General features: G+C 38.0%; 1 protein-coding gene. It reads left to right on the top strand.

Translation table 11 applies throughout. From position 1 onward, the window contains the following. Positions 1-505 precede the first annotated feature (505 nt). Positions 506-895, top strand: coding sequence for a hypothetical protein (locus IEY18_RS17290; protein ID WP_188923129.1), 390 nt, complete (start codon positions 506-508; stop codon positions 893-895). Positions 896-1183: the final 288 nt, after the last annotated feature.

Genomic DNA, 1183 nt, shown 5'->3' with positions numbered 1-1183 from the left:
TGCAACGTTTTATTTTCAGCGTAAATGACGTATAACAAGCTAATTAATAAGGACAAAAAACAGTTGGCTGTTTTCGTTCCTCAACATTTTAGCCAACAATTTTTTGCCCATTATTAGGGCGTTATAAGCCAAGGAAAGTATGAGTATATCTAGGGAACAATTAGCCAAAGTCAGAACTCCATTCAGAGTGCTATCAGGCTTTATCTTTGTACTGTCACTCTTGCTAGTCCCAATGATAATATTTATTGCTTTCACAGAGCCGTATGATCACTTTATATGGATTATTACTGCGGTTATTTTTTTAATGGGTTATATATCTGGTCATGTAACAGTCACAGGGTATGCCCCAAAATTCTTACTGTTTACGCATGGTGCTAAAGATGGCTTATAACAAGTTGCTCAAGTTCGTTCGTAAACTCACTGGGACGATTAACAGCTGGCTTGGCGCTTCGCGCAAGTATAGCCAACAGTCAATTGCTCCTTAGCAAAGCGTTAGAAAACTTATATGAATTTGGCATTAGCGCACATGTCTCTTAGCAATAGTTTAGGGTGGCATGACAAAGAAACCAGAGATGATAAGGCTAGGACTTTACTTAGTATTCCGTTTTGGTTCGCTGCTTGGTTGGCAGTAATTTACCTAACTTTATACTTAGGTTTAGATCTTTTTGCCAATGGAGAAGCTGTAGCAATATTTATTGGTTTGCTATCTTGGTTCCCAGTTATTGCTTTTATTAATACTCAAACACGAAGCTTGCAAAAAGTTAAAGCTGCCGAAGTTACATATAGAAAACTATCTAAATTTAAACGGTTCTTACTAAATTCAATTGTAGTTTTAAGTATTTTCTTAAGTATCCCTGCATTTATAGTCGGGGCTACGTGGCAGCACGTTTTCTAACAAGGCATTCAAACGGACAAAATACAGTTGGTTGTTTTCACTCCGTTCAACATTATAACCAACTATATTTAGCCGCTTAATGTGGCGTTGGTATGACTCCCCACGTCAAGCAGAACGTAATAATATCGGCCTAAAGATTTAAGCCTAGTTTTGTTCTCTACTCAAAATGAATTGAGTTAACGCAGTAGATGAAGCAAGTAAGTTCGTCGGTTGTCATGCTGATATCCGTGGATTACTTACCTTTCGATAAGCAGCGCCTACCTTACATAATCCGTCGTGACACCTGTC

Source organism: Shewanella gelidii, assembly GCF_014647855.1.
Lineage (GTDB): Bacteria > Pseudomonadota > Gammaproteobacteria > Enterobacterales > Shewanellaceae > Shewanella > Shewanella gelidii.
The sequence above is the reverse complement of the archived record's forward strand: the minus strand, read 5'-3'. Positions and strand labels throughout refer to the sequence as shown.